Source organism: Rhodoferax sp. P1_F3 (assembly GCF_056405715.1).
The window spans coordinates 179752-201675 of the sequence record NZ_JBFUBO010000004.1; the positions used below are offsets into that span (position 1 = coordinate 179752).

At 61.2% G+C, this 21924-nt stretch carries 20 protein-coding genes; all 20 read left to right on the forward strand.

The features are described 5' to 3' along the window. Nucleotides 1-49: 49 nt before the first annotated feature. Nucleotides 50-1678 (forward strand): 3-(methylthio)propionyl-CoA ligase, encoded by a 1629-nt coding sequence (locus AC1DZ5_RS08585; RefSeq protein ID WP_477888047.1) that lies wholly within the window; start codon nt 50-52, stop codon nt 1676-1678. A gap of 107 nt (nt 1679-1785) precedes the next feature. After that, nucleotides 1786-3018 carry a branched-chain amino acid ABC transporter substrate-binding protein gene (locus AC1DZ5_RS08590; RefSeq protein ID WP_477888048.1) on the forward strand — a complete coding sequence of 411 codons (1233 nt, stop codon included), beginning with the start codon at nt 1786-1788 and terminating at the stop codon, nt 3016-3018. A 2-nt stretch (nt 3019-3020) separates the two neighbouring features. Next, nucleotides 3021-4055, forward strand: a complete 1035-nt coding sequence (locus AC1DZ5_RS08595) for a branched-chain amino acid ABC transporter permease (protein ID WP_477888049.1) — start codon at nt 3021-3023, stop codon at nt 4053-4055. A gap of 7 nt (nt 4056-4062) precedes the next feature. Further along, nucleotides 4063-5361 carry a branched-chain amino acid ABC transporter permease gene (locus AC1DZ5_RS08600; RefSeq protein WP_477888051.1) on the forward strand — a complete coding sequence of 433 codons (1299 nt, stop codon included), beginning with the start codon at nt 4063-4065 and terminating at the stop codon, nt 5359-5361. Further along, the gene (locus AC1DZ5_RS08605; protein WP_477888053.1) at nt 5358-6146 is read left to right on the forward strand and encodes an ABC transporter ATP-binding protein; all 789 of its coding nucleotides are present in this window, start codon (nt 5358-5360) and stop codon (nt 6144-6146) included. Before AC1DZ5_RS08600 ends, AC1DZ5_RS08605 begins: the two co-directional genes overlap by 4 nt. 2 nt (nt 6147-6148) lie before the next feature. After that, nucleotides 6149-6844, forward strand: a complete 696-nt coding sequence (locus AC1DZ5_RS08610; protein WP_477888055.1) for an ABC transporter ATP-binding protein — start codon at nt 6149-6151, stop codon at nt 6842-6844. A gap of 127 nt (nt 6845-6971) precedes the next feature. Next, the gene (locus AC1DZ5_RS08615; protein ID WP_477888057.1) at nt 6972-9071 is read left to right on the forward strand and encodes a 3-hydroxyacyl-CoA dehydrogenase NAD-binding domain-containing protein; all 2100 of its coding nucleotides are present in this window, start codon (nt 6972-6974) and stop codon (nt 9069-9071) included. A 34-nt stretch (nt 9072-9105) separates the two neighbouring features. Then, nucleotides 9106-10281: an acetyl-CoA C-acyltransferase gene (locus AC1DZ5_RS08620; RefSeq protein ID WP_477888059.1), complete on the forward strand. Its 1176-nt coding sequence runs from the start codon at nt 9106-9108 to the stop codon at nt 10279-10281. A 261-nt stretch (nt 10282-10542) separates the two neighbouring features. Then, complete coding sequence (locus tag AC1DZ5_RS08625; protein ID WP_477888061.1) at nt 10543-11070, forward strand: hypothetical protein; 528 nt, start codon at nt 10543-10545, stop codon at nt 11068-11070. Between the two features lie 76 nt (nt 11071-11146). Then, entirely contained in the window at nt 11147-11293 is a 147-nt protein-coding gene (locus AC1DZ5_RS08630) for a hypothetical protein (RefSeq protein WP_477888063.1), read from the forward strand. A gap of 153 nt (nt 11294-11446) precedes the next feature. After that, a complete protein-coding gene (locus tag AC1DZ5_RS08635) occupies nt 11447-13039 on the forward strand; it encodes a multicopper oxidase family protein (RefSeq protein WP_477888065.1) in 1593 nt (530 codons plus the stop codon). Nucleotides 13040-13198: 159 nt separating this feature from the next. Further along, entirely contained in the window at nt 13199-15046 is a 1848-nt protein-coding gene (locus AC1DZ5_RS08640) for an acyl-CoA dehydrogenase (protein ID WP_477888067.1), read from the forward strand. Beyond that, the gene (locus AC1DZ5_RS08645; protein ID WP_477888069.1) at nt 15047-15277 is read left to right on the forward strand and encodes a hypothetical protein; all 231 of its coding nucleotides are present in this window, start codon (nt 15047-15049) and stop codon (nt 15275-15277) included. 122 nt (nt 15278-15399) lie between these two features. Continuing rightward, nucleotides 15400-16191 carry an SDR family oxidoreductase gene (locus AC1DZ5_RS08650; RefSeq protein WP_477888071.1) on the forward strand — a complete coding sequence of 264 codons (792 nt, stop codon included), beginning with the start codon at nt 15400-15402 and terminating at the stop codon, nt 16189-16191. A gap of 4 nt (nt 16192-16195) precedes the next feature. Then, a complete protein-coding gene (locus AC1DZ5_RS08655; RefSeq protein WP_477888073.1) occupies nt 16196-16681 on the forward strand; it encodes a PaaI family thioesterase in 486 nt (161 codons plus the stop codon). 79 nt (nt 16682-16760) lie between these two features. Next, nucleotides 16761-17777, forward strand: coding sequence for an NADP-dependent oxidoreductase (locus AC1DZ5_RS08660; RefSeq protein WP_477888075.1), 1017 nt, complete (start codon nt 16761-16763; stop codon nt 17775-17777). Further along, nucleotides 17777-19414 carry an isovaleryl-CoA dehydrogenase gene (locus tag AC1DZ5_RS08665; RefSeq protein WP_477888077.1) on the forward strand — a complete coding sequence of 546 codons (1638 nt, stop codon included), beginning with the start codon at nt 17777-17779 and terminating at the stop codon, nt 19412-19414. Before AC1DZ5_RS08660 ends, AC1DZ5_RS08665 begins: the two co-directional genes overlap by 1 nt. After that, on the forward strand, nt 19411-20376 hold the full coding sequence (locus AC1DZ5_RS08670) for a glutathione S-transferase family protein (RefSeq protein ID WP_477888079.1): 966 nt from the start codon (nt 19411-19413) through the stop codon (nt 20374-20376). The genes AC1DZ5_RS08665 and AC1DZ5_RS08670 overlap by 4 nt, the downstream gene beginning before the upstream one ends. Further along, nucleotides 20373-20939, forward strand: a complete 567-nt coding sequence (locus AC1DZ5_RS08675) for a GNAT family N-acetyltransferase (protein ID WP_477888081.1) — start codon at nt 20373-20375, stop codon at nt 20937-20939. Before AC1DZ5_RS08670 ends, AC1DZ5_RS08675 begins: the two co-directional genes overlap by 4 nt. A 40-nt stretch (nt 20940-20979) precedes the next feature. Then, entirely contained in the window at nt 20980-21885 is a 906-nt protein-coding gene (locus tag AC1DZ5_RS08680; RefSeq protein WP_477888083.1) for an SDR family oxidoreductase, read from the forward strand. Nucleotides 21886-21924 lie beyond the last annotated feature (39 nt).

Below are 21924 nucleotides of genomic sequence, written 5' to 3' on the forward strand. Positions count from 1 at the left end.
ACCCGTTTTGGTGCGCAGCGATCATTCGAATAATTCCAGAGGTGACCCCATGTTAGGTTTGATGCAAAGCCAGCAATTGCTGATTTCTACCCTGATTGATTTTGCGGAGCGCCACCATGGCGAGGGGGAAGTGGTATCGCGGCGCGTGGAGGGGGATATCCACCGCACCACCTACAAAGAAGTGGCGGTGCGCGCCCGCAAAGTGGCCCATGCGCTGGACCAACTGAACCTGGCGTTCAGCGACCGCGTGGCCACGTTGGCCTGGAATGGCTACCGCCACCTGGAGCTGTACTTTGGTGTGAGCGGATCGGGCCGCGTGCTGCACACGCTGAACCCACGTTTGCACCCCGACCAGATCATCTGGATTGCCAACCACGCCGAAGACCAGGTGCTGTGCTTTGACATGACCTTCCTGCCCATCGTCAAGGCCGTGCACAGCCGCTGCACCACCATCAAACATTTCATCGCGCTGTGCGATGCCGACAAGCTGCCCGCCGACACTGGCATCCCTGGTCTGCAAAGCTACGAAGCCTGGATGGGCAGCCAACCCGAGCAATACCCCTGGCCCGAATTTGACGAAAACTCCGCATCCAGCATGTGCTACACCAGTGGCACCACGGGCAACCCCAAAGCCGCGCTGTACAGCCACCGCTCCACCATCCTGCATGCGTTCTCGGGTGCGCTGCCCGATGCGCTGAACATGAGCGCACGCGACAGCGTGTTGCCCGTGGTGCCCATGTTCCACGTCAACGCCTGGGGCCTGCCGTACTCGGCCGCCATGACCGGTGCCAAGCTGGTCTTCCCCGGCCCGGCCATGGATGGCAAATCCATCTTCGAGTTGATCGAGGCCGAGAAGGTCAGCTTTGCCGCCGGTGTGCCCACCGTGTGGCAAATGATGCTGGGCCACATGCAGTCCAGCGACCTGCGGTTCTCTACTTTGAAGCGCACCGTAATTGGTGGCTCGGCATGCCCACCAGCCATGATTACGGCGTTCAACGATGTGTACGGCGTGGAGGTGCTGCACGCCTGGGGCATGACCGAAATGTCACCGTTGGGCACTGTGTGCACGCTCAAAAACAAGCACCTGACAATGAACTCGGCCGACAAGATGAAGGTGCGCCTCAAGCAGGGCCGCGGCATCTACGGCGTAGACATGAAGATCGTGGATGAAGCGGGCAAGGAGTTGCCCTGGGACGGCAAGGCCTCTGGTGACCTGCTGGTCAAGGGCCCCTGGATCATCAGCGAGTACTTCAAGGGCGAGGGGGGCGCACCGCTGATAAACGGCTGGTTTCCTACAGGTGATGTAGCCACCATTGACCCCGATGGCTACATGCAGATCACCGACCGCAGCAAGGACGTGATCAAGTCCGGTGGCGAATGGATCAGCTCTATCGAGGTGGAGAACATCGCCATGGCGCACCCTGCTGTGGCCATGGCCGCTTGCATCGGCATGAAGCATCCGAAATGGGATGAACGCCCCATCATTGCGGTGGTGAAGAAACCCGGCACTGACGTCACACGCGACGAATTGCTGGCCTTCTATGACGGTAAAACAGCCACTTGGCAGGTGCCTGATGATGTGGTGTTTGTCGACGCCATTCCGCTGGGTGGCACCGGCAAAATGCAGAAGTCCAAGCTGCGCGAAATGCTCAAGGACTACCGCCTGCCAACGCTCTGAAAAAGTGCGTGCAGTCGCATGGGTGATAGCTGTTGGTGGAAACCCTTGCGCTGCATCGCATGAATAAATGTACGCTGCGACGGCTTGAGTTTTACAGGAGACAAGCCATGACATACAAATTCAAATTCGCCGCTGCAGCCGCCTTGCTCGTCTGTGCACACAGTGCAATGGCCCAAAAGGGCGAGACCGTCAAAATTGCCTGGATCGACCCGTTGTCCGGCCTCATGGCGCCTGTGGGGACGAACCAGCTTAAGAGCTTCCAGTTCTTCGCGGAAAAGTTCAGCCAGTCCAACCCGGCCGGTGTGAAGTTTGAGGTCATCGGCATCGACAACAAACTCAGCCCCACCGAGAGCCTCAACGCGCTCAAGTCCGCACTGGACCAGGGCGTGCGCTATATCACCCAAGGCAACGGCTCTGCTGTGGCTGGCGCGCTGATTGACGCGGTGGCCAAGCACAACGAACGCAACCCCGGCAAAGAGGTGATGTTCCTGAACCACTCCGCCGTGGACCCCGACTTCACCAATAGCAAGTGCAACTACTGGCACTTCCGCTTTGACGCAGACACTTCCATGAAGATGGAAGCCATGACTACCTTCATGGCCGACAAGAAGGACATCCAGAAGGTCTACCTGCTGAACCAGAACTACTCGCATGGCCAGCAGGTCTCGCGTTTTGCCAAGGAAATCCTGGCCCGCAAGCGTCCCGACATCCAGATCGTTGGTGATGACCTGCACCCCTTGGCCCAGGTGCGCGACTTCTCGCCCTACATCGCTAAGATCAAGGCATCAGGCGCCGACACCGTGATCACCGGCAACTGGGGGTCTGACCTCTCGCTGCTGGTCAAGGCCGCGAATGAAGGCGGCTACACCGGCAACTTCTATACCTACTACACCGGCGTGAGCGGCACGCCCACCGCACTCGGCATCAACTCGGCTGGCCGTGTCTACCAGATTGCCTACGCCCACTACAACATGGGTGGCTCCATGGAAAAGTGGATGGGCGAGTTCAAGACCAAGTTCAATGACGACTTCTACACCGGCTCGGTGATCCACATCTACACCGCGCTGGGTGAAGCCATGGCCAAGGCCAAGTCCACCGACCCTGTTAAGGTCGCGGCGGCGTTGGAAGGCATGAAGTTCAAGAGCTACAACGGCGACGTGGAAATGCGCAAGACCGACCACCAGTTGCAACAACCCCTGTACATGACCGTGTGGCAAAAAGCGGATAAAAAGTACCCCTACAGCCCCGAAAACACCGGCATGACACTGGCCCCCGTCAAGACCTTTGAGTCCTATGTGTCCAGCACCCCCACCAGCTGCCAGATGAAACGCCCTGGCTAAGGATGGAGTTTTTCATCATTTCCATGCTGAACGGGCTGAGCTACGGGCTCTTGCTGTTCATGCTCAGCGCCGGTCTGACGCTGATTCTCAGCATGATGGGCGTGCTCAATTTCGCCCATGCCAGCTTTTACATGGTGGGCGCCTACCTGGGCTACACCGTGTCGGGCTGGGTCGGCTTCTGGCCTGCGTTGGTAGTGGCGCCGCTGCTGGTGGGGGCCATGGGCGCGGTGTTTGAGCGTACGGCCCTGCGCAAGGTGCACAAGTTTGGCCATGTACCCGAGCTGCTGATCACCTTTGGCCTGTCGTATATTTTTCTGGAGCTGGTGCAGCTCATCTGGGGCCGCACGGCGTTGGAGTTCAAGCCACCGGCGTCCCTGCAGGGCCCGGCCTTCACGCTGGTGAACCACACGGTCAATGGCTTGAAGCTGGTGTGGGGCGCTGCGCCCGCGGACATGTGCGTGGCTGCCGATGCGGCCATCCGCGTGGTGTGTTCGCCATTCCCCATGACGCGTGGCTTCATGATGGTGATTGCCCTGTGCATGCTGTTGGCGCTGTGGCTGCTGCTCACCCGCACCCGCATCGGCCTGGTTATCCAGGCCGCGCTGACCCACCCCGAAATGACCGAAGCGCTGGGCCACAACGTGCCACGCGTCTTCATGCTGGTGTTCGGCGTGGGCACCGGCCTCGCGGGTTTGGCCGGTGTCATTGGCGGTAGCACCTTTGTGACCGAACCTGCCATGGCCTCCACCGTGGGGTCTGTGATCTTTGTGGTGGTGGTGGTCGGCGGCATGGGCTCGCTCTCCGGGGCGTTCCTGGCGTCGGTCCTCATCGGCGTGATCCAGACCTTTGCCGTCGCGTTTGACTACTCCATGCTCGACGTGCTGCCCCGCCTGGGCATCCAGGTCACGGATGCGCTGCGCAACAACTCGGCGGCCAAGCTCACCATTGCCCAGGTGGCGCCCATCTTGCCCTACCTGTTTCTGGTACTGATTTTGATTTTTAGGCCCAAGGGTTTGCTTGGCACCCGGGAAGGCTGATTCACCTATGCAAGCACCTACGCGCTATTACGCTTTCAAACCCCTGAACGTGGGCCGCATTGTGGTCTGGGGCCTGTTTGCCCTGCTGTTGCTGGTGTCGCCCCGCGTGTTCACCAGCGGGCTGTCCATCACCATGTTGTCGCAAATGGGCATTGCCATCATTGCCTGCCTGTCCTACAACATGCTGCTGGGGCAGGGCGGCATGCTGAGCTTTGGCCATGCGGTCTATACGGGCCTGGGCTCCTACATGGCCATCCGTGCGCTCAATGCCGCTGGCAGCGGCACCTGGCCGATTCCGGTCAGTCTGATTCCCCTGGTGGGGGGCGTGGCTGGCCTGGGCTTTGCAGCGCTGCTGGGCTATGTGACCACCCGCAAGTCCGGCACCACCTTCGCCATGATCACGCTGGGCATGGCTGAGCTGGTGTTCGCCATGTCGCTGATGTTCTCCGAGTTCTTTGGCGGCGAAGCCGGTGTGTCGGCCAACCGCGTGGTGGGCCAGCCTTTCTTCGGCATTACCTTCGCGCCTGCGGTACAGGTGTACTACCTGATTGCGGCCTACACCTTTGTGGCTGTGGCCGCCATGTTCGCCTTCACCGGTACACCGTTGGGCCGCATGCTCAACGCCGTACGCGACAACCCCGAGCGCGTGGAGTTCATTGGCTACAACCCGCAGCGGGTGCGCTACACGGCCTTCATCATTGCCGGTTTCTTTGCCGGTATCTCCGGCGGACTGGCGGCGCTGAATTTTGAGATTGTCACGGCCGAGGTCGTGGGCGCAGGGCGTTCCGGTGCCTACCTGCTGTTTACCTTTCTGGGCGGGGCCACTTTCTTCTTCGGCCCCATCCTCGGTGCCGTACTCATGGTGCTGGCCTTCGTGCTGCTCAGCGAATTCACCAAGGCCTGGTTGCTGTACCTGGGCCTGGTCTTCCTGTTCATGGTGATGTATGCCCCCGGCGGCATTGCCAGCTTGATCATGATGAACCTGCGGGTGGCCAAGTTCGGCAAACTGGGGCGGCTGTGGGTCAGCTACATGGGCCTTGCGGGCACGGCGCTGGTGGCCCTGGCGGGTGCCGGTGCCATGGTCGAGATGGTCTACCACCAGCAGCTCAACGCGGCCTTGGGGCCGGAGCTGCATTTTCTGGGCGCCACGCTGAACGCCACCAGCCGCAACAGCTGGTTTGGCTCGTTCCTGGTGCTGGCTACCGGCGTCGCCTTGTTTGAGCTGGTGCGCCGCCAGTTCAGCCGTGACTGGAGCGAGATCCAGGAAGAAATTGAAAAAGAAACCCAGCGGAAGGACGCCCTGTGAGCGCAACACCCCATCCGGCTCTGGCGCTGGAGCTGCACGACCTGCGCAAGAGCTTTGGCAAGTCTGAAATCATCCGTGGTGTCAACCTGGCGGTGCAGGCTGGCGAGCGCGTGGCCATCATCGGCCCCAACGGCGCCGGCAAGTCCACGCTGTTCAACCTGATCAGCGGGCGCTTTGAGCCCAGTAGTGGCGATGTGCTGCTACACGGCCACCGCATCAACGGCAAAAAACCGTTTGAGATCAATCGCATGGGCCTGTCGCGCAGTTTCCAGATCACCAACATCTTCCCCAATCTCAGCGTGTTCGAGAACCTGCGCTGCGGCGTGCTTTGGAGCTTAGGCTACAAGTACACCTTTCTGAAATTCCTGGTCGACCTGGAAGACGCCAATCAGCGCGCCGAAGAACTCATGGAGATGATCAAGCTCGACAAAAAGCGTGACGTGCTGGCCATGAACCTGACCTACGCCGAGCAGCGCGCGCTGGAGATCGGCGTGACCATCGGCGGCGGTGCCAATGTGATCTTGCTCGACGAACCCACTGCGGGCATGAGCAAGAGCGAAACCGGTCGCTTTGTGAACTTGATCAAGAAGGTCACCGAGGGCAAGACCCTGTTGACCGTGGAGCATGACATGGGTGTGGTGTTTGGCCTGGCCGACAAGATTGCGGTGGTGGTGTACGGCGAAGTGATTGCCTTTGACACGCCCGACGCCGTGCGGGCCAATGCCCGCGTGCAGGAGGCCTACCTGGGCTCTTCAGTGGCCGATGCCCAGGCAGGAGGCCACTGACCATGCTCAACATCAAGAATCTGCATGCCTTCTACGGCAAAAGCCATGTGCTGCATGGCGTGGACATGACGGTCAACCCCGGTGAAATTGTGGCGCTGCTGGGCCGCAATGGCTCTGGGCGCTCCACCACGGCCAAAGCCATCATGGGCCTGGTGGACTGCCAGGGCTCGGTGCTCTGGAAGGGCAAGGAGGCGCTTGGCAGCAAGGCTTACGAGATTGCCCACCTGGGCATCGGCTATGTGCCCGAAAACCGCGACATCTTCCCCAAGCTGACCGTGTACCAAAACCTGCTGCTGGGTCAGAAAAGTGGCAAGAAGAAAGCACGCTGGTCGTTTGACGACATGTACGCCATGTTCCCACGCCTGAAAGAGCGCGAGCACACCGAGGCCGGCGTGCTGTCTGGTGGTGAGCAACAAATGCTGACCCTGTGCCGCACCCTGATGGGCGACCCAGACCTCATCATCATCGACGAGCCCACCGAGGGCCTGGCGCCCAAGATCGTCGAGCTAGTGGCCCAGTACCTCAAAACCCTGCGCGAGCGCGGTGTGTCGGTGCTGCTGATCGAGCAAAAGCTCACCATCGCCATGGCTATTTCTGACCGCTGCCTGGTCATGGGCCACGGCAGCATCGTGTTTGAGGGCACCCCCCAGGCCCTGCGCGAAGACAGCTACACCCGCAAGGAGTGGCTGGAGGTCTGACCTTTCGGCCCTCCGTTTGTCCCTCCTGCGACAAAGCCGGTTGGCAACTGGCTCAAACCTTCTACAATCGCAAAAAAGAACGATCGTTCTATTTTTCCTGACTCCACCTTTTTCAAGGAATGAAAGCATGACCGCCCAGTACCAAGTCCATGGCGATATCGCCGTCATCACGCTGAACAATCCCCCCGTCAATGGGCTGGGCCTGTCCACCCGCCAGGGGATTACCGATGGCATGGCCCAGGCCAATGCCGATGCGGCGGTCAAGGCCATCGTGATCACTGGCGCTGGCAAGGCCTTCTCGGGCGGTGCCGACATCAACGAATTTGGCAAACCCACAGCCCTGCAAGAGCCCAACCTGATCAGCGTGATCAGCGTACTGGAAAACTCCACCAAGCCCGTAGTGGCTGCTATGCACACCGTGGCCATGGGCGGCGGTCTGGAACTGGCTATGGGTTGCCATTACCGCATCGCAGCACCCGGCACCAGCATTGCGCTGCCTGAAGTCAAGCTGGGCCTGCTGCCCGGCGCAGGCGGCACACAGCGCTTGCCCCGCTTACTGGGTGTAGAGGCCGCGCTGAACATCATCGTCAGCGGCGAGCCCATCAAGGCCGAAATGCTGGCCATGCTGCCCGGCCAAAAACTGTTCGACAAGATGGCAACATCGGCCGAGAGCCTGGCAGAAGAAGCGCTGGCCTACGCCCGCTCCATGGCCGAAGTGCGCCCCTTGCCGCTGGTGCGCGACCTGAAGTGCAAGCACCCCCAGGGCGATGCTTACTTCCAGTTTGCCCGCAACATGGTCAAGGGCATGTCCAAGAACTTCCCTGCGCCTGCCAAGTGTGTGGACGCAGTCGAAGCCGCCACCAAGAAGAAGTTTGATGAGGGCATGGCGGTCGAACGCGAGATCTTCATCAATCTGATGTGGACGGCCGAGAGCAAATCGCTGCGCCACCTGTTTCTGGCCGAGCGTGCAGCCTCAAAGATCCCTGACGTCCCCGCCGATACTGCGCAACGCGCTATCAACACCATAGCAGTCATCGGTGCCGGCACCATGGGTGGCGGCATCGCCATGAACTTCCTGAACGCCGGCATCCCCGTCAAGATGCTGGAAATGAAGCGGGAAGCGCTGGACCGCGGCGTGGCCACCATCCGCAAGAACTACGAAGCGCAAGTGGCCAAGAAGAAGCTCAAGCAAGACAAGTACGAGCAGCGCATGAGCCTGTTGACCACCACGCTGAGCTACGACGACCTGACCGGCACCGACATGGTGATCGAAGCCGTGTTCGAAGAAATCGGCGTCAAGGAAGCGGTGTTCAAGGAACTGGACCGCGTGATGAAGCCCGGCGCCATCCTGGCCTCCAACACCTCCACGCTGGACGTGGACAAGATTGCTTCGTTCACCAAGCGCCCCGAAGACGTGGTGGGCCTGCACTTCTTCAGCCCCGCCAACGTGATGAAGCTGTTGGAAGTGGTGCGTGGCGCCAAGACCGCCAAAGACGTGATGGCCACCGTGATGACGGTTGCCAAGAAGATCAAGAAGACGGCGGTGGTGTCCGGCGTTTGCGATGGCTTTATCGGCAACCGCATGATCGAACAGTACGGCCGCCAAGGAGGCTTCCTGTTGGACGAAGGCTGCACCCCCGCGCAAGTGGACAAGGCCATGGAGAAATTCGGCATGGCCATGGGCCCGTTCCGCATGGGCGATCTGGCTGGCAACGACATTGGCTGGGCCATCCGCAAGCGCCGCTATTCGGAAAAGCCTGATATGAAGTACAGCAAGACCGCCGACCTGCTGTGCGAAAAAGGCCGCTTTGGCCAAAAGGTGGGCAAGGGCTGGTACGACTATGTCGAAGGCAAGCGCGACGCCATCCCCAACGCCGAAGTGGTCACCATGATTGAAGAGCACCGCCAGGCGCTGGGCATCACACCGCGCAAGATCTCTGACGAAGAAATCGTGCAACGCCTAGTGTTCAGCCTGGTGAACGAAGCCGCCCACATTTTGGAAGAGGGCATTGCCAACAAGGCCAGCGACATCGACATCGTCTACATCTTTGGCTACGGCTTCCCCGCGCACCGCGGCGGCCCCATGAACTACGCCGACCAAGTGGGCCTGTTCAACGTGGTGCAAGCCATGAACCGTTTTGCCCAAAACCCTCTGGACGACGCCAAGTTCTGGCAGCCCGCGCCGCTGCTGGCCAAGCTGGCTGCTGAAGGCAAGTCGTTCAACTGAGCCGTTTAGCTCGCCACGAATAAGGAACATCACCATGACATCCGCAGTAATCGTCTCTACCGCACGCACCCCTCTGGCCAAGAGCTGGAAGGGTTCCTTCAACATGACCCACGGCGCCACCCTGGGCGGCCACGCCGTGGAGCACGCGATTTCCCGCGCCGGCATCGAAGCCGGTGAGGTGGACGACGTCATCATGGGCTGCGCCACACCCGAAGGTGCTACCGGCGCCAACATCGCGCGCCAAGCCGCGCTTCGCGCCGGTTGCCCCGTCACCGTGTCGGGTATGACCATCAACCGCTTTTGCTCGTCCGGCCTGCAGACCATTGCCACCGCGGCCCAGCGCATCATCGCCAACGAAGGCGACATCTATGTGGCCGGTGGCGTGGAAGCCATCTCCTGCGTGCAGCAAGAAATGAACATCCACATGCTCAACGACCCGTGGCTGAGCAAAAACAAGCCCGAGATCTACTGGAACATGCTGCAAACCGCGGAGAACGTGGCCAAGCGCTACAACATCAGCCGCGAAGCCATGGACGAGTACGGTGCCGCCAGCCAGCAGCGCGCCAGCGCCGCGCTGGAAGCCGGTCTGTTCAAGGCCGAGATTGCCCCCATCACCGTCACCATGGGTGTGGCCGACAAGGTCATGGGCCTGATGACCAAACAAGTCACCGTCAGTGATGACGAAGGCATCCGCGCCGGTACCACCAAGGAAGGCATCAGCGGCCTGCGCTCCGCCGTGCCCGGCGGGCTGATTACTGCCGGTAATGCCAGCCAGTTCTCTGACGGCGGCGGTGCCGTAGTCGTGATGCATGAAAAAATTGCCGAGCAGAAAGGCCTGAAGCCTCTGGGCCGCTTTTTGGGCTTTGCTGTGGCCGGTTGCGAGCCGGATGAGATGGGCATTGGCCCGGTTTTTGCCATCCCCAAGGTTCTGGCGCGCCTGGGCCTCAAGGTCAGCGACATCGATTTGTGGGAGCTGAACGAGGCCTTTGCCGTGCAAGTGATCTACTGCCGCGACAAGCTGGGCATTCCCGCTGACAAGCTCAACGTCAACGGCGGCGCCATCGCCGTGGGCCACCCTTACGGTGTGTCCGGCCAACGCCTGACCGGCCACGCCCTCATCGAAGGCAAACGCCGCGGCGCCAAACGCGTGTGCGTCACCATGTGTATTGGTGGCGGTATGGGTGCGGCTGGGGTGTTTGAGGTGCTGTAATTAGCAGCTCCTCTTAGCATTCGCTTAGCAAACAAGGCCGCCGGAGACGGTGGCTTTTTCATTGCTGCATGAACCGCGCAGAACCATCAAGATGGGGAAAATAGCCGCATGATTGTCTGTTCCTCCCTGATCTACGTCTGATCCATATCCATGATGAATAAAAGATGGGCATATTTGGCAATGCTTCTGCCAGCGCTTCTGAAAGCGGACATCTTGGAAAGTCGCATACAACTTTGCAAATGGGACTTGACTGAGTGGCGCATGCCTAAATTTCACGAAACACGCCAAAAACTACCACAGGCGATTAAGGTCTTCTTGAAATCTTGCGATGCGGGCGGACCTACTTATCGCATAGAGGCGTCGCAGCGAACCGTCGAATTGCAGGACAGCTGGTACGAAGGGGACAAATCAACGGCTTACTTTTTTCGACCCAAGCAATCAGTACCCGGCTACTGGACATTTGACTACGAAGGCTATGAATGGAGTGGGGTCACTTTTGTCAACAAGGTGACTGGAGTTCTGGCCAACACACCATGTAATAGCGCTGCTTCAATGCACTTCAATCCCGATGGAGATCGGGCTGTTTTTCTTTGTAGTCCCCAATATGGTGAGGAACTCGTGGAACTGTATGCCGTCGCGCTAGTCGGCAAACCAAGGTTTTGGCGATTGGCTTCTAAACCTCCGAGCTCTGAGATTTCCGTAGTTTGGAAAACAAACTCGCTTGCGACTGTGGAATTTCATGGCGCCCAACAAAAGGCCGCCGTGCATAAGTACAACGTACATGATTGATTTTGAGACTGTATCTAGATGACCCTGCGCTCCAACCATCGACTTCCTGCTCCACGACTGACTGGACACCACCGCATTGACCGCGCGGGAGCGCTTTGCGGACCACAACCGCAAGACCTTGGACGCGGTGCTGGACACCTGCGAGCACATTGAGCGGGAGAAGTACGCGCCGTTCAATCGGCTGGCCGATGTGAAAGTGCCGGGCACGGCACCTACGTCGTAGCCGATGCCTTCGTACGCAAGGTGTGGCCGGACCGGCAGAAATTGCGGAAGTTGTAGACGTTTGGTCGCGGGAGAGTTTGAATGTTCACGCTGACATGGATCAACCTTCAGACCCCTACAGTATCTAAAGTAGTGACCTGAAGGGAAAATGACTATGTTGAAGAGACGATCGCTGTTTCAATTCTTGGGCGCCGCCACCCTGATGGCCTCTGGTGTAGCAGACGCCAAAACGGCCAGTGTCAAACGATTCCAGCACTATCCGTTTGATCCAGTGGCAGCGGATAATTTTCAGCAAAACCTGTTTATTCCAGTAGACAGCGGCCCCTTTGGTGTTCTGGACGTCGCAGGACCACTCACCATGCGTGCCACGCCGGGCAGTCTGGCACTTCTGCCAGGAAAACCATCGCCATTTCTGTTGTACCAAACGGAACAGTCTGGCAAGAGCTACCAGAACCCCATATTGCGCGTGGACAGTGGCGCAAGCCTCAAGCTCACGCTTCGCAACGAGCTGGCGGAACCGACCATCATCCATTGGCATGGGCTGCACACGCCATCCAAAATGGACGGCCACCCAGCCAGCACGATTGGTCCGGGTGAATCTTTCGAATACGAATTCAAGGTTCAGAACCGGGGTGGTACCTATTGGTATCACACCCACGCCCACAACCTCACCGCCAAACAAGCCTACAACGGCTTGGCCAGTTTCTTCCTGGTAGAAGATGAAGACCAGCGCAAACTGACCCAAGCGCTGGATCTCAAACTCGGTGCAACCGACCTCCCGCTGGTAATCCAGGACAAGCAGTTCAATGCCCAAGGGCAGTTGCACTACCAGCCCAATGGACAGGAAGCCATGATGGGGTGGCTGGGCGACGTGATTCTGGCCAACCTGACGCCCAACGCCTCACTCAAGGTACTGCCACGCACCTACCGGCTGCGCATTCTCAACGGCTCGAACGCACGGATCTACCGGCTTGCTTTTCTGAAAGGCAAGGATCGGTTGGGCTACACCGTCATTGGCACGGATGGGGGCTTGATAGCGCACCCTCAAACGGTCACCGAAGCCTTTGTTGCCCCCGGTGAGCGATTGGACATTCTGTTTGACGCGGGGCAAGCGCAAGCAGGCGAAGAGATATTCCTCAAAAGCCTGTCGTTTGATCCCATGGAGAACGAGGGGGACGCCGGCAGCATGCCCGGCATGGGCAGCAGCACTTCCAGGTTGCCGATCGGCGCTGAATTCAACGTCCTGAAACTGACGGTTGGTGGCGGTGAGCGTGTCATTGCGAAGCTGCCCACCACGCTTTCACGCATCGCCCCCATTCCCCTCAAGGGTGCCAACCAGCGCAACATCAAGCTGTCTCTAAAGGGGATGGACTTTTTGATCAATGGCCGCAAGTTCAACATGAACGAAAACGCCTTTGATGTGAAGCGGGGCAGCAGAGAGATCTGGACCATCAGCAACCCCAAGGTGGGGATGCCACACCCTATTCATCTTCATGGTTTTGCGTTTCAGGTGCTGGAGCGCTTGAACAGTCCCGGGCAGGTCAGGGCCCTGGCCAAATTTGGCAAGGGGCTGACCGTCAGCGATTTGGGTTGGAAAGACACGGTGTTGATATGGCCCGGCGAGTCTGTGCGCATCGCGATTGACTTCAGCCACGACTTTCCCGGTGACCAGGTGTTCATGGTCCATTGCCACAACCTGGAGCACGAGGACGCCGGGATGATGGTCAATTACCGGGTCACAGGCTGAGTGATTGGGCGCGTTGCCGCACAGTTCATGTCGGTGGGTGGAAAGTCAATCTCTCCGGCTGCGTGCTAGAGAGAGGAAGAACCCAAGCACTCAGGGGCCCCGTCACCAAGCGGACACACACCGCTAGGCACCGTACCCCATTGCAGGAAAATACCCTGCATGACCCTACGCACTACTCTCGACTTCCTGCTCAACGACTGGCTCGACACCACAGCGCTCACCGAGCGCGAGCGGTTCAGTGACCACAACCGCGAGACCTTTGACGCAGTGCTGGACACTTGCGAGCGCATAGCGCGGGAAAAGTACGCGCCGTTTAACCGCCTGGCCGATGTGGAAGAGCCGCGCACGGTGACCGAGCCGGACGGCAGCCTGCGCGTGGTGTTGCCGCAGGCCACGCACGATGCGCAGAAGGCCTATGCCGAATCCGGCATGCTCTCGGCCGCACAGGACTACGAGATGGGCGGCATGCAGCTGCCCTACAGCGTGGAGGCCGCGGCCAATGCCTTCTTTGCTTGCGCGTCCGTCAGCATTGGCACCGGCATGCTGACCACGGGCAATGCCAACCTGCTGATGACACACGGCACGGCCATGCAAAAAGAGGTGTTTGCGAAGAACGAGTTTTCTGGTCGCTGGGCGGGCACCATGTGCTTGTCTGAACCACAAGCGGGCTCCAGTCTGTCAGACGTAGCGACCAAGGCAGTGCCCGATGGTGCGGACTTTGCCAACGACCCGCTGGGGCCGCGCTACCGCCTCAAGGGCAACAAAATGTGGATCTCCTCGGGCGAGCACGAGATCAACGAGAACATCATCCACCTGGTGCTAGCCAAGATTCCCGATGAAAACGGCAAACTGGTGCCCGGCACGCGCGGCATTTCGCTGTTCATCGTGCCCAAGAAGATGGTGAACACGCAGGGCGAACTGACCGGCGTGCGTAACGACGTGGCACTGGCCGGCTTGAACCACAAGCTGGGCTGGCGCGGCACGACGAATACGCTGCTGAACTTTGGTGAAGGCAAGTTCCCCGTGGATGGCCAGCCCGGTGCCGTGGGCTACCTGGTGGGCCAGCCCGGCAAGGGCCTGGCCTGCATGTTCCACATGATGAACGAGGCGCGCATTGGCGTGGGTATTGCTGCCACCATGCTGGGTATGGCAGGCTACTACGCGTCGCTGGACTACGCCAAAAACCGGCCCCAAGGTCGCCCCATCACCGGTGCGGGCAAGGACGCCGCCGCACCGCAGACCCGCATCATTGAACACGCCGATGTGAAACGCATGCTGCTGGCACAAAAGTCGTACTGCGAAGGCGCGCTGGCGCTGGAGCTGTATTGCGCGCGTCTGGTGGACGAGCACCACACGGCCGGTGGCGAGGCGGCGGAAGAGGCACGCCTGCTGCTGGAGGTGCTGACGCCCATTGCCAAGAGCTGGCCCAGCGAATGGTGCCTGGAGGCCAACAGCCTGGCCATCCAGGTGCATGGCGGCTATGGCTACACCCGCGATTTCCCCGTGGAGCAGTACTGGCGCGACAATCGCCTGAACATGATCCACGAAGGCACGCACGGCATCCAGGGCATGGACCTGCTGGGCCGCAAGGTGCTGATGGAGGAGGGCAAGGGCCTGACGCTGCTGAGCCACCGCGTGATGGCCACGGTGCACCGCGCCAGCGGCATCCCCGCACTCGCAGCACACGCCAAAGCACTGGGCCGGGCGCTGCAGGATGTGGGCACGGCCACGCAGCAGGCCTGGGCCACGGGCGTGCCCGCCGAGGCACTGGCCAACGCCGTGCCCTACCTGCAGGCCTTTGGCCACACCGTGTTGGCCTGGATCTGGCTGGACGTGGCCGCCTGCGCGCTGGACAATGACCCGAAACAGGAGCAGCTGACGACCCAGGGCCATGTGGGCGCTGCGCAATTTTTCTACCATTACGAACTGCCAAAAATCGGCGCCTGGCTGGGTGTGGTGCAATCGCGGGATCTGACCTGTGCATCATTTCCCGAAGGAGCTTTTTGAATGGCATTTTTTAAAAAATACAGCGGGACCACCAACGCCAAGCTGCTGCGCATCGAACGCATGGTGTGGGTGCTGATTTACGGCGGTCTGCTGTCCGTGGTGCTGGGGGTTTTCATTGACCAGCAAGAAGCGCAAGATGCCAGCTTGTTTTACCAACTGGGTGGGCTGGCTGTCGTGGCTGGCGTGGTACTGATTTACGTGCGTTCGCGCCTGCGCGAAGAAGACAACTAGACGGCGCACTTATCTCGCTGGGGACATGCTTTTTCCCGCGACAAACGCACAATCTTGGCAAGGGCCCGGCCACGGTGTTGTGGCCCTGACTTTTTCTAACATTTTGAGCAAAGCAGACAACCATGACACGCACCGTCCAAGAACTCTTTGACCTGACTGGCAAGACCGCCCTGATCACCGGTGGCTCGCGCGGCCTGGGCCTGCAAATGGCCCACGCTCTGGGTGAGGCTGGTGCCAAGATCATGCTCAGCTCGCGCAAGGCGGCTGACCTGGAAGAGGCCGCCGCCGAACTGCAGGCCGCCGGCATTGATGCCCGCTGGATTGCGGCCGATTGCGCCAAAGAGAGCGAAATCACCCGCTTGGCCGACGAAACCCTGCAGCGCATGGGTGATGTGGACATCCTCGTCAACAACGCCGGTGCCTCCTGGGGCGCACCGGCCGAAGACCATCCTGCGGAAGCCTGGGACAAGGTCATGAACCTGAACGTGCGCGGCTACTTCTTGCTGAGCCAGGTCATTGCCAAGAAGAGCATGATCCCGCGCAAAAGCGGGCGCATCATCAACATCGCGTCGATTGCCGGCCTGAACGGCAACCCCGAGGGCATGACGACCATTGCCTACAACACCTCCAAGGGCGCGGTCATCAACTTCACGCGCACGCTGGGTGCCGAATGGGGCAAGTACAACATCACCGTCAACGCCATCTGCCCAGGCTTTTTCCCCAGCAAGATGACAGCCGGCATTCTGAAGAGCATGGGTGAGGAGAAGTTGATTGCCGGCGCACCGCTCAAGCGCCTGGGCGACGACGAAGACCTCAAGGGCTTGTGCGTTCTCTATGCGTCCGACGCGGGCAAGCACATCACCGGCCAGTGGCTGGCAGTGGACGGCGGCGTGTCCGTCGTCACTGGCGGCTAGAAATATGGCCGATTTGTGGGAGCAGGCCGTGGGCTTTGGTGTCGAGATTCCCTTTGTTACCCACCTGGGGTTTGATCTCACGCTGTTTGCCGACGGCCGCTCCGAGATTCGGTACGAGCCCCAGGCCGAGCACCTCAATTCGTTCAACGTCACCCATGGCGGCGCGCTGATGACGCTGCTGGACGTAACCATGGCCACCGCTGCGCGCAGCGTGGCGCCTGAGATGGGCGTGGTCACTATCGAGATGAAAACCAGCTTCATGCAGCCCGCGGTACCTAGCGCTGACGGCCCGCTGGTGGCCAAGGGCGAGCTCATCCACCGCACGGCCACGCTGGCCTTTACCCAGGCCACGGTGTTCGACGCGGCGGGCAAGCCCTGCGCCCATGCCACTGGCACCTTCAAGTACGTCAAGCGCCTGGCCACGGGCGCGCGCAGCGTGAATGCGCTGAACACCCCGGCCAACGGCGCCGGTGGCATTTCTACCGACTAGTTTTAAGCCAAATAGGCCTCTAGCCCCCGTACAACCTGCGCGAGCAGCTAGCATAACCATAGCATTCCAGGAGACCACCATGCCTAGCAATCAGCAAATCCACCTCGACAACCGCCCCGTGGGCGAAGCCGTTGCCAGCAATTTCAAGCTGGTCACCAGCGACACGCCTGCGCTGCAAGACGGCCAGGTGCTGGTGCGCCACCACTACCTGAGCCTGGACCCCTACATGCGCGGCCGCATGAATGACGCCAAGAGCTACGCCACACCCCAGCCGCTGGGCCAGACCATGGGCGGCGGCACGGTGGGCGAGGTGGTCGAATCGCGCCACCCCAAATTCGATGCGGGCGACAAGGTAGTGGGAATGGGTGGGTGGCAGGAATACAGCGTGGTGGACGCGGGCCAACCCGGCGCGCTGCGCAAAGTGGACACCACCCACGTACCGCTGAGCCACTACCTAGGCGCCGTGGGCATGCCCGGCGTGACCGCCTGGTACGGCTTGGTGAAGATCATTGCACCGCAAGTGGGTCAGACCATGGTCGTCAGCGCCGCCACGGGTGCTGTGGGCAGCGCGTTTGCTGCGCTCAGCAAGGCACGCGGCTGCCACACGGTTGGCATTGCCGGCGGGCCGGACAAATGCCAATACGCGGTGGATGAGCTGGGTTTTGACGCCTGCATTGACTACAAACTGCACAAGGACGCGGCCTCGCTGTCCCAGGCGCTGAAAGACGCCTGCCCGGGCGGCATTGACGGCTATTTTGAAAACGTGGGTGGCATGGTGCTGGACGCCGTGTTGCCACGCATGAACGCGTTTGGCCGCATCGCCGTGTGCGGCATGATCGCCGGCTACGACGGCCAGCCGCTGCCACTGGCCCACCCCGCGCTCATTCTCACCCAGCGCCTGAAGGTGGAGGGTTTCATCGTCAGCGAGCACATGGAAATCTGGCCCGAAGCGCTGAAAGAACTGGGCGGCATGGTCGCCGCCGGCAAGCTCAAGCCCCGGGAAAGCATCGCCCAAGGCCTGGCCGCCGCGCCCGAAGCCTTCTTGGGTCTACTTAAGGGCAAGAACTTTGGCAAGCAGCTGGTCAAGCTGGTGTGATGGTCACCGCCACCCACACGGTGTTCAACCAAGCCGAGCCGCTGGTAGGCACCAACCTGTTTGACCGCAACCAGGCGCTGCAAAGCGCGCTCAAGTTCAACGCCCCAACGCTGGACACCACCAGCCTAAGCGCGCTGGGCGCACAGATGGGTAGCGCCGAGATGCAAACCCACGCCCGCCTGGCCAATGTGCACACGCCCGTGCTGCACAGCCACGACCGCACAGGCCGCCGCGTGGACCAGGTGGAGTTCCACCCCAGCTACCACGCACTGATGACCGCCGCGGCCCAAGCCGGTCTGCACGGCACGCCGTGGACTGAAGAGGCCGACGGCCATGCGCGCCGCGCCGCTGCCTTCATGCTGTTCACCGAGGCCGAGCCGTCTATCCTGTGCCCCATCTCCATGACCTACGCGGTGATGGCTGCACTGCCGGGCAACGCCGCCGTCTTCAAGGACTGGGCGCCGGGGCTCACGGCACGGGCGTACGACCCGGCCTTTAAACCATTCAACCAAAAAGCCGGCTTGACCATGGGCATGGGCATGACGGAGAAGCAGGGCGGCTCCGACGTGCGGGCCAACACCACGCAGGCCGTGCGCGACGGCGAAGACGCCTGGGGCCAGCGCTACACGCTGGTGGGCCACAAGTGGTTTTTCTCGGCGCCCATGTGCGACGCGTTTTTGGTGCTGGCGCAAACACCAGCCGGGCTGTCGTGCTTTTTCCTGCCGCGGGTATTACCGGACGGAAGTACCAACGCCATTCGCATCCAGCGCCTGAAGGACAAGCTGGGCAACAAGGCCAACGCGAGTTCGGAGGTCGAATTCCAAAACGCCACCGCCTGGCTGGTGGGAGACGAGGGCCGCGGCGTGCCGCAGATTCTGGAAATGGGCACCATGACGCGGCTGGACTGCGCGCTGGGCACCAGCGGGCTGATGCGCCAGGCGCTCAGCATTGCGCTGCACCACACGGCGCAGCGCCAGGCCTTTGGCAAACGCCTGATCGAGCAGCCGCTGATGCGCAATGTGCTGGCCGACCTTGCTATCGAAAGCGAAGCTGCTTGCGCACTGTCCATGAGGCTTGCACGCTCTTTTGACCATAAGGACGACGCACACGAGGTGCTGATGGGCCGGCTGCTCACGCCCATTGCCAAGTTCTGGATCTGCAAACGCGGCGCCGCCTTTGCGCAAGAGGCCATGGAGTGCCTGGGCGGCAATGGCTACGTGGAGGAGGGCGGCGAGGGCACCATGGCCCGCATCTACCGCGAGATGCCGCTCAATTCCATCTGGGAAGGCGCGGGCAACATCATGGCGCTGGACCTGCTGCGCGCCCTGCGCAAGGGCGATGTGGCGGCCGCGCTGGTGCGCGAGCTGGCCCCCGCCCAGGGTGCCCACCCCGCGCTGGACCGCCTGGCCACGGCCCTGCCCAGCCGCGTGGAGCACATGGCCACCGAGATGGAAGCGCGCCGCCTGGCGCAGGACGTGGCGCTGGCCGTGCAGGCAGCGCTGCTGCAACAGAGCGCGCCGGCCGCTGTGTTCAAGGCATTTTGTGATTCCCGCCTCGCGGGCAACTGGGGCCACACCTTTGGCACCCTGGGCGCCGCGGTGGACTTTGACAGCATTATTGAAAGGGCCATGCCATGAGCGCCACGTCGACAGACCTCATCCTCCACCACTACCCCACGTCCCCGTTCTCGGAGAAAGTGCGCCTGGTGCTGGGCTACAAACAGCTGGCCTGGAAGTCGGTCATCATTCCCGCCATCCTGCCCAAGCCCGACGTGGTGGCGCTGACCGGTGGCTACCGCAAGACGCCGTTCCTGCAGATCGGCAACGACATCTACTGCGACAGCGCGCTGATCTGCGACGTGCTGGAACACATCCAGCCCACGCCGACGCTGTACCCCGAAAGCCACAAGGGCGTGGCCCGCGTACTGGCGCAGTGGGCCGACACCACGCTGTTCTGGGCCGCCATGGCCTACAACCTGAGCCCCAAGGGTGCCTCAGCCATGTTTGAAGGTGCGCCTGTGGAGGCCGCCAAGGCCTTTGGCGCCGACCGCGCTGCCATGTCCACCGGCATGACCCGCCTGCGCCCGGCCGACGCCACCGCCGCCTACAAGAGCTACCTGCGCCGCCTGGCCAATATGCTGGAAGGGCAGGACTTTTTGTTGGGCAGCGTGCCCTGCGTGGCCGACTTTGCGGCCTACCACCCGCTGTGGTTTACCGCCAAGCGCGTGCCGGTGATGGCCGATATCTTGAACGCCACACCCGCCGTGCTGGCCTGGATGGACCGCATGGCCGCGCTGGGGCATAGCAAGTTCGAAAAGTTGTCTGCTGCAGATTCGATAGCAATCAGCGCAGTTTCTACGGGGGCTACCGGCCCATTTACCCATGATGCCGACACCACCTTCCAGGACGAGCATGGCATCGCCCTGGGCAGCGAGGTGACGATTGCGGCCGAACTCTTTGGGCAAGAACCCACGGCCGGCACGCTGGTGGCCGCCACACGCACGCGCTTCACCCTGCAACGCACCGACGAACGCGCGGGCACCGTGCGCGTGCACTTCCCACGCATTGGCTATGTTTTGAAAGCAGCCCAACCCGCATGAGCGATTCGTTGACTTGGCAATGGCTGCCGTTTGGCGCACTGAGCCGCGAGCAGCTGTATGAAGTACTGCGCTTGCGCAGCGAGGTGTTTGTGGTGGAACAAAACTGCGTGTTCCAGGACATGGATGGCTTGGACGACCAAGCTATGCACTTGCTGGGAGTTCGGGCGTCAGCGGACTCTGCTCCGTGTCCCCCGCCCGCTTTGCGGGCTCCTCCTTTACCTACGCAGAGCCCACTGCCACCCGAACTCCCCGATCACCGTGTTGGAAAGAGTGAGCCAGAGTTGGTGGCCTACGTACGCTGCTTCCCGGCTGGGGTGACCTTCGACGAGGCCAGCATTGGCCGCGTGGTTACGCGCCAGAGCGCACGCGGTGGTGGCCTGGGCCACGTGCTGATGGCCGAGGCCGTCCGCGCGGTGCAGCAGCAGTGGGGCGTGCAGCCCATTCGCATTGGCGCACAGGCCCACCTGAAGGGCTTTTACGAGCGCCACGGCTTTGTCGATGTGGGCAAGCCCTATGTGGAAGACGGCATTGACCACATTGAGATGGTCCGCGCGCCTGCCTGATTTGCAACACATTCCTATTGAGATATTGAGGAGACAACCCGTGATTACCGACTTCAAAGGCAAAACCGCCGTTCTCACCGGCGCAGGCTCGGGCTTTGGCCTGGAATGCGCGCGCATTGGCGCCAAACTGGGCATGAACCTGGTACTGGCCGATGTGCAACAAGACGCGCTGGACCGCACCGTGGCCGAAATGCAGGCCGCAGGCGCCCCCGTGCTGGCCATGACAGTGGACGTGTCCAAAGCCGAACAGGTGGAGGCGCTGGGCGCTGCCACGCTGGCCCGTTTTGGCGCGCCGCACTTTGTGTTCAACAACGCGGGCGTGGGCGCTGGCGGGCTGGTGTGGGAAAACTCGGCCAAAGACTGGGAATGGGTGATTGGCGTGAACGTCATGGGCGTGGCCCACGGCGTGCGCGTGTTCACCCCCATGATGCTGGAGGCCGCCGCCCAAGACCCGGCCTGGACCGGCCACATCGTCAACACCGCCAGTATGGCCGGCCTGCTGAACGCGCCGAACATGGGCATTTACAACGTGAGCAAGCACGCCGTGGTGGCCCTGAGCGAAACCCTGTACCAGGACTTGGCACTGGTGACCGACCAGATCAGCGCCAGTGTGCTGTGCCCGTTCTTTGTGCCCACTGGTATTGCCCAGAGCCACCGCAACCGCCCGGACGCGGACGAAGCCCCCGCCAAGCCCACACGCAGCCAGCTCATCGGCCAGGCCATGAGCGACAAGGCCGTGGGCAGCGGCAAGGTCACCGCGGCCGAGGTGGCGCAAAAGGTGTTCGACGCCATTGCCGCCAACCAGTTCTACATCTACAGCCACCCCAAAGCCATTGGCTCGGTGCAAACGCGGATGGAAGACGTGCTGATGGCGCGCAACCCCACCGACCCGTTTGCCCACAAGCCCGAGCTAGGCGTGGAGCTGAAAAAGGCGCTGCGCGGCTGACCCTTCCCTACGGCAGAAACGCCGGCTTGGGTTAGAGTT

What these genes read in the sequence shown, in the direction of transcription:
- AC1DZ5_RS08585 (WP_477888047.1), top strand. Translation starts at nt 50, where the DNA reads ATGTTAGGTTTGATGCAAAGCCAGCAATTGCTGATTTCTACCCTGATT.
- AC1DZ5_RS08590 (WP_477888048.1), top strand. Translation starts at nt 1,786, where the DNA reads ATGACATACAAATTCAAATTCGCCGCTGCAGCCGCCTTGCTCGTCTGT.
- AC1DZ5_RS08595 (WP_477888049.1), top strand. Translation starts at nt 3,021, where the DNA reads ATGGAGTTTTTCATCATTTCCATGCTGAACGGGCTGAGCTACGGGCTC.
- AC1DZ5_RS08600 (WP_477888051.1), top strand. Translation starts at nt 4,063, where the DNA reads ATGCAAGCACCTACGCGCTATTACGCTTTCAAACCCCTGAACGTGGGC.
- AC1DZ5_RS08610 (WP_477888055.1), top strand. Translation starts at nt 6,149, where the DNA reads ATGCTCAACATCAAGAATCTGCATGCCTTCTACGGCAAAAGCCATGTG.
- AC1DZ5_RS08615 (WP_477888057.1), top strand. Translation starts at nt 6,972, where the DNA reads ATGACCGCCCAGTACCAAGTCCATGGCGATATCGCCGTCATCACGCTG.
- AC1DZ5_RS08620 (WP_477888059.1), top strand. Translation starts at nt 9,106, where the DNA reads ATGACATCCGCAGTAATCGTCTCTACCGCACGCACCCCTCTGGCCAAG.
- AC1DZ5_RS08625 (WP_477888061.1), top strand. Translation starts at nt 10,543, where the DNA reads ATGCCTAAATTTCACGAAACACGCCAAAAACTACCACAGGCGATTAAG.
- AC1DZ5_RS08635 (WP_477888065.1), top strand. Translation starts at nt 11,447, where the DNA reads ATGTTGAAGAGACGATCGCTGTTTCAATTCTTGGGCGCCGCCACCCTG.
- AC1DZ5_RS08640 (WP_477888067.1), top strand. Translation starts at nt 13,199, where the DNA reads ATGACCCTACGCACTACTCTCGACTTCCTGCTCAACGACTGGCTCGAC.
- AC1DZ5_RS08645 (WP_477888069.1), top strand. Translation starts at nt 15,047, where the DNA reads ATGGCATTTTTTAAAAAATACAGCGGGACCACCAACGCCAAGCTGCTG.
- AC1DZ5_RS08650 (WP_477888071.1), top strand. Translation starts at nt 15,400, where the DNA reads ATGACACGCACCGTCCAAGAACTCTTTGACCTGACTGGCAAGACCGCC.
- AC1DZ5_RS08655 (WP_477888073.1), top strand. Translation starts at nt 16,196, where the DNA reads ATGGCCGATTTGTGGGAGCAGGCCGTGGGCTTTGGTGTCGAGATTCCC.
- AC1DZ5_RS08660 (WP_477888075.1), top strand. Translation starts at nt 16,761, where the DNA reads ATGCCTAGCAATCAGCAAATCCACCTCGACAACCGCCCCGTGGGCGAA.
- AC1DZ5_RS08665 (WP_477888077.1), top strand. Translation starts at nt 17,777, where the DNA reads ATGGTCACCGCCACCCACACGGTGTTCAACCAAGCCGAGCCGCTGGTA.
- AC1DZ5_RS08670 (WP_477888079.1), top strand. Translation starts at nt 19,411, where the DNA reads ATGAGCGCCACGTCGACAGACCTCATCCTCCACCACTACCCCACGTCC.
- AC1DZ5_RS08675 (WP_477888081.1), top strand. Translation starts at nt 20,373, where the DNA reads ATGAGCGATTCGTTGACTTGGCAATGGCTGCCGTTTGGCGCACTGAGC.